The organism is Clostridium sp. AF22-10 (assembly GCF_003478725.1).
GTDB lineage: Bacteria > Bacillota > Clostridia > Lachnospirales > Lachnospiraceae > Otoolea > Otoolea fessa.
Genome location: NZ_QUFZ01000009.1, coordinates 144,553 through 150,572, shown reverse-complemented (window position 1 = coordinate 150,572; position 6,020 = coordinate 144,553). Strand labels below are relative to the sequence as shown.

The following is a 6,020-nucleotide window of genomic DNA, read 5'->3' as shown; positions in this document are numbered from 1 at the left end:
ACATACCAACAATATATATTGTTCATCTTCAAATACAATTCAGCCAAGTTGTTCTTATAAAAAAATTCCATCCGTTCTCTAAAAGCCCAACATGCATCTAAATTATCTTCTCTAAATTTTTTTCCTGTAATACTATCTTCTCGTCTTCTATCATAATTATATTTAGAAACATCTACATAAACCAACTTATTTGCATTATAAAAATATTTATATGTTGTATATTCGTCCTCATGTAATTTTCCCTTTGGATAACGTATATCTCCCAAAACGTCTCTTTTATATAATTTATTCCACGCTACAGGCTTAAACCATCTCCAATCAAGCATCGCCTCCAACGCTAGAATTCTATCTCCCTCTACCACTTTCGCCGAACAATTTGTTTCTTCTTCAATTCTGTCAGTGCAAATATTCCTATAACTACACTCTGCAATATCTGCATTATATTTTTTTAACACTCGATATAATAGAGCTATCATATCTAAGTCCAACCAATCATCACTATCAACAAATACAATATAATTACCAGATGCCATTTCGATTCCTACATTCCTTGCATCTGATAATCCTCCGTTATTTTTATGTATCACCTTTATTCTAGGATCTGTTTTAGCCATCTCATCGCACATAGCTCCACATAAATCTGGCGAACCATCATCTACCAATATGATCTCCAAATTTTGAAACGTTTGTTTTTGTACAGATTCAACACATCTTTCCAGATATTTTTCCACTTTATATACAGGAATAATTACACTGACCAGTTCTTCCATCACATTCACCCTATTTTTCCCCCACTACAACTTTTTCCAATTTTTCACAACATTTTAAAAAGAATAATTTTATAGCAAACAACAAATTATCCTTTATATTCATTTCCATCAAAATAACACCATATGATTTTAACAAGAGTTTATCTAACCACGTATTATGTATATCCGATGACATATTCAAGCATATTTTAATATTATACATTTGAATTATTTTCTTAATCTCTTCTGCTCATTTTAACAAGAGTTTATCTAACCACGTATTATGTATATCCGATGACATATTCAAGCATATTTTAATATTATACATTTGAATTATTTTCTTAATCTCTTCTGCTCTGCTCTCATATTTATCCCAATTAGCCAATCTCGCATCTGGAATTAAAATAAATGATTCAACATTATATAATGAATTTTCATCAGTTAATAAAACGACTTTGTTACCATTCTTTTCTAAAAATTTCTTTTGATTCTCGACCATCTTTCGTTTGATTTTCGAATCAACTCCTCTGCAATAAATTCCTACTGTATCTTTTTTTTCCTCTCCAAACACTCCCGCCTTTTCTCGTATAAAATCATCATTTTCAAAGTTAGTTCTAGCTATAGCAGATACAATCTTACTTGGCTCCCAGTATTTTAAAAGAATTCTATAGCCTTCACTCGAATCATCTGATTTTAATTTATTAATCCAACAATCTACGCAGTCCCACAATATTTTATTTGAAAAACTTTGAAATATTGTTTGGTATTCTTCCATCTTCTTTTCTCTTTTTAAAAAGGCTTGAACCTCCTGTACCACTATCGCACCTGTACAACGATTTTCAAACCGCTTCAAATCTAATATATCTCCACCTGTTATTCCAATTCCCAAATTATAATTATAATATTTCTCCTCTTGTATCCCTAAATAGGAATTTGCATAAAATGCCATGATGAAAAAAGCATATTGGTCCTCCGCTGCAATCATTTTTTGATCACTTAGCTGAGAAAATGACTTTTTACACAAAGCCGCATCCCACATTTTATCTGTTATATTAAAATCAAATTTTCCCTCAACATAACACTTTTCCAATATATCTTTTCCACATATATTATGAGGATATGGGGTTAGGAAATTTTCAACCCAATTAACCATTGTTTTTGATGTGTTTCTTGACGGAATAATATTTGTACCAAAATGGAGAATATCCACTTTTTCTTTTTTTATCTTTTTATATAATTCTTCACATGCATTCGATTTTAAACTATCATCACTATCGACAAACAATATATATTCTCCATTTGCAACCTCTACGCCATGTTTCCTAGCTTGCCCTGTTCCAAAATTGTGTTTATGATTAATGATTTTAATTCTTCGATCATTATTCGCCTTTTTTTCTACTACTGTTAATGACGCATCTGTAGATGCATCATTAACACAAATAATTTCTATATCTGTAAGTGTTTGTTTTAGCAAAGAATCCAAACATCTCTCTACATAATTTTCCGTATTATAGATTGGAACAACAATTGACACTTTTACCATATCATCTCTCCATGCTCAACTATAAATTTTTATTCATTTCTTTTTAGCGTATATTCATTCCTTCTCCACCATTGTTAAACACACACAACAAATACATTTTATAAAATATTTAAAACAGGACTTAGGCATTATTATTGCTATAGCTCCATCCGAAACATTTTACCGAAACCAACATCTCTTTTTATAACAAAATCTTACTGCTATTTCTCATTTGCGAAATCAACTATTAGAAACTTACTTTGTTTTTCTATAAATTGATTTAACCCACTCTCTCCTCCGACTCCCAATCGGCAGCACCTTATTGGCAATCTTCCGGATGCCCGCGTTCTGCTCCATCCTTGCGATTCTTGACAGTTCCGCTTCTCTCTCATCCATCAGGCATCGTTTCGTTTTTCTCAGGATCATCGGATAATACGGCGACAGCTTCGCATACTCCCAGAAATATTCCGCAAAATCACAGTCCACCACATCCCAAGGTTTCTGGTATCCAGCGAAATGGATCAGATACGGGCGTTTTCTCGCCTGTGTGTATGCTTCATAGAGCTGTCTCGGCGCCATCTTGAGAATATCCATACGGCTGCGTCCAATCTCCTGCCAGTCCATCAGCGTGTTCCACTGCTGTGGCAGGTAAGTTACTTTGTTTTTGCACACGATGTTCAGGATATCCTGATCGTGACAGCGATAGGAATGGGTCAGTGCCATCTGAATCATATCTTCTGAACTCATCGTCCTGCGGAGTCCGTCCAGATCAAGAATCAGGACACCTGCCTGGAAATAGTCATACGGACTGTCCAGTCCCAATGTCTCGGTTGCATAGGTCTGCCAGTTGTTCTGATTCAGATTCAGCTGTCCTGCCACATCGATATCTTTAGCCGCTCCAATCACGGCTCCCTTCAAGTCAAAATCATACAATTCTGCCACATCATGATCGGCCACCATGTCACAGTCCAGATAGAGGATCTTATGGTAATTTGGCATAATCTCCGGAATAATCAGGCGGTAATATGTCTCTACGGACAAGTGCTGATCGACAAATAATTTGCCCGCATCGAAGTATTCACATACCCGGATGAAACGGATCGATATATTCTGTTTGTCCCTGGCTGCCATGGAAATCAGATGCTGATTTTTCTCAGAAATGTCGTTGTACAGAATAATGATGTCATACTCTCTCTCCGGTGAGGCATTCGCGATCACCGAGCGGATCATGATGTCAAGATACGGTGAAAATTTATCGTTGGCAGACAATACGATCGGCACGCCTGCTGGATAAACCGGCTCCAGAACCGCTTTCGGCGCTGTCTCTTTAAACAGGGTTTTCGGCAATTCTCCTGACCGGATTCCCGGCTGTGTTTTCAGCCATTCATAGTAGATGCCGCAAAGGCGTTCTGCCAGATATCCCATCACCCGGTATTCTTCCACACTGTACCAGGTACTGTCGATCCGCTTTTCTGCCTCAAAAAGGATATCAAAGAGCCATGCACAGTAATTTTTATAGATCTCTTTTTTCATAATGAACATATTGCACTCATGGGCGGTTTCGGACTGCATATACGAATCTGCTGTCTGTGCAAACGCCGGATATTTTTCTTTCAAAATCTGCAGGGTAATATCCAGATCTTTCCGGTGCTGGAAAGGAACCATGCCATATTCATGGTACACATCCATCGTTTTTCCTTCTGTCTTAATGCGCGGATACCGGCGTCCGCGGACGCTGATCACGTCATATTTTGTGATCAGATCGCGCATAATCTCCGGCTGAAGTTTCATTTCCTCGATCGCTTCTTCTGAGATGCGGTCATAGGCAATATTCCCCCATCCATCGTCTTTGTTCAGAGACGGATCAAATGCCAGATAGCGGCGGTAATGGAAAAATCCATAGTAATCCGCCTCTTCGTTTTTCCATGCCCAATACTGTGCCGTCAGCTCACAGTATGTCTTATTCCGTTCGGAAATATTGTCTCCCTCATCGTCATGCAGCATCCCCGGAAGTTTTTTTCCGGAGAGTGCCGTTCCTACCTGAATCGGGTATAAATATGGGTTTTCCGGCACATAGGCCGGTTTGTGGCAGACCACGTAGATCCGGATATCCGGGTTCTGTCCTGCTTGTTTTTCCATGTATATTACATTCCTTTCATCTACAGCATTTTGCGGGATTTTTATGCGTTTTCCGGCAGATTCAGGCTTTCCATATAAGCATCGCAGACGCTCTCTGCCTCGCCCTGCATAACCACATTTCCCTTGTTCAGCCAGATTGCATGGTCGCAGAGCTGACGCACGGTTGCCATCGTATGGGAGACAAAGAGAAGTGTCGTTCCATTTTCCAGCATATGATGCATGCGCTCCTGGCATTTTTCCTGGAATGCCGCATCTCCGACGGCCAGCACCTCATCGACGATCAGGATCTCCGGCTGCACGATCGTGGCGATAGCAAATCCCAGGCGGGCTGCCATACCGGAGGAGTAGTTCTTGATCGGCATATTCATGAAGTCTTTGAGTTCTGCAAATTCGACGATCTCATCGTAGTGTGCATCCATGAATTCTTTGCTGTAACCGAGAACGGCGCCATTCAGATAGATGTTTTCCGTCGCCGTCAGTTCGCCGTCGAATCCGGCGCCCAGCTCGATCAAGGGTGCGATACTTCCCTTTACCTCTACCGTACCCCGGTACGGCTTCAGGATGCCGCAGATCAGTTTTAACAGGGTTGATTTTCCGGAACCATTGGTTCCGATGAGGCCCCACGCTTCCCCGCGTTTTACTTCAAAATTGATATCTTTCAGAGCCATGAATTCCTGAAACATGAGCTCCCGTTTGATCAGTTTTACAAAATATTCTTTTAAGTTATCGATGCGCTCGGAAGCCATATTGAAACGGACCGCCGCATTGGTTACTTTTATGATTGTATCTTTGTCCGATGCCATTTCTGCCTCCTAGATATATAAGATAAATTTATCCTGCGTCTTTAAGAACGCGCCCACTCCGACCAGAAGTGCGATACCTGCTGCCACGAATCCGGCGATGATCAGATACGGATCTGGCATCCGGCATTCCAGAACGATCTGTCTGAACTGCGTGATATAGAAGTACATCGGATTCAGGGTCATAACCAGTTTCCGCAGTGCCTCCGGAAGCAGGGTGATCGGATAAAATAATGGAGTCAGGTACATCCATGCGGTCAGTACTGCATTGTAAATATGCTGGATATCACGGAAGAATACACATCCCTGTGCTAACAGCATTCCCAGTCCCAGGCAGAATAGATATTCCTGCAAAAGAATCACCGGAATGAACAGGAAGAATACATTCGGGACTACCCGGCACACGATAAATACGATAATAAGTGCCCCCAGAGCAAATATCATATTTACAAAGGAACTTGTGATTTTGGAGACGGTAAATACATATTTCGGTACATACGTCTTTTTAAGCAGGGACGCATTTCCAATGATGGAAAAAATCGCCTGTGTGGTTGATTCACTCATAAAGTTATAAAGGGTCTGTCCGATAATCAGGTATACCGGGAAATTGGTAATATCCGACCGGAACATATTGGAAAATACGATTACCATGATAACCATAACCATCAGCGGATTCAAAATACTCCAAAGGTATCCAAGAAAACTTCTGCGGTATTTCAGCTTAATGTCTTTTGTGACAAGCTGCTGCATCAGAAAGCGGTATTTATAAAATCCGCCCAATCGCCTTAAGAACAAATTCATATGTTTTTC

The 6,020-nt window shown here is 39.9% G+C and carries 5 protein-coding genes; all 5 read right to left on the bottom strand.

Going from position 1 to position 6,020, the window contains the following annotated elements; translation table 11 throughout:
- Positions 1-770 (bottom strand): glycosyltransferase family 2 protein (locus DWX91_RS08780; RefSeq protein WP_118538653.1); only part of this gene is annotated, 770 nt, incomplete at its 3' end.
- A gap of 229 nt (positions 771-999) precedes the next feature.
- A complete protein-coding gene (locus tag DWX91_RS08770) occupies positions 1,000-2,292 on the bottom strand; it encodes a glycosyltransferase family 2 protein (RefSeq protein ID WP_118538649.1) in 1,293 nt (430 codons plus the stop codon).
- Positions 2,293-2,526: 234 nt separating this feature from the next.
- On the bottom strand, positions 2,527-4,410 hold the full coding sequence (locus tag DWX91_RS08765) for a DUF4422 domain-containing protein (protein WP_118471626.1): 1,884 nt from the start codon (positions 4,408-4,410) through the stop codon (positions 2,527-2,529).
- A gap of 41 nt (positions 4,411-4,451) precedes the next feature.
- Positions 4,452-5,213 carry an ABC transporter ATP-binding protein gene (locus DWX91_RS08760; RefSeq protein WP_118471628.1) on the bottom strand — a complete coding sequence of 254 codons (762 nt, stop codon included), beginning with the start codon at positions 5,211-5,213 and terminating at the stop codon, positions 4,452-4,454.
- A 9-nt stretch (positions 5,214-5,222) separates the two neighbouring features.
- Positions 5,223-6,011 (bottom strand): ABC transporter permease, encoded by a 789-nt coding sequence (locus tag DWX91_RS08755; RefSeq protein WP_118471630.1) that lies wholly within the window; start codon positions 6,009-6,011, stop codon positions 5,223-5,225.
- Positions 6,012-6,020 lie beyond the last annotated feature (9 nt).

What these genes read in the sequence shown, in the direction of transcription:
- DWX91_RS08770 (WP_118538649.1), bottom strand. Translation starts at nt 2,292, where the DNA reads ATGGTAAAAGTGTCAATTGTTGTTCCAATCTATAATACGGAAAATTAT.
- DWX91_RS08765 (WP_118471626.1), bottom strand. Translation starts at nt 4,410, where the DNA reads ATGGAAAAACAAGCAGGACAGAACCCGGATATCCGGATCTACGTGGTC.
- DWX91_RS08760 (WP_118471628.1), bottom strand. Translation starts at nt 5,213, where the DNA reads ATGGCATCGGACAAAGATACAATCATAAAAGTAACCAATGCGGCGGTC.
- DWX91_RS08755 (WP_118471630.1), bottom strand. Translation starts at nt 6,011, where the DNA reads ATGAATTTGTTCTTAAGGCGATTGGGCGGATTTTATAAATACCGCTTT.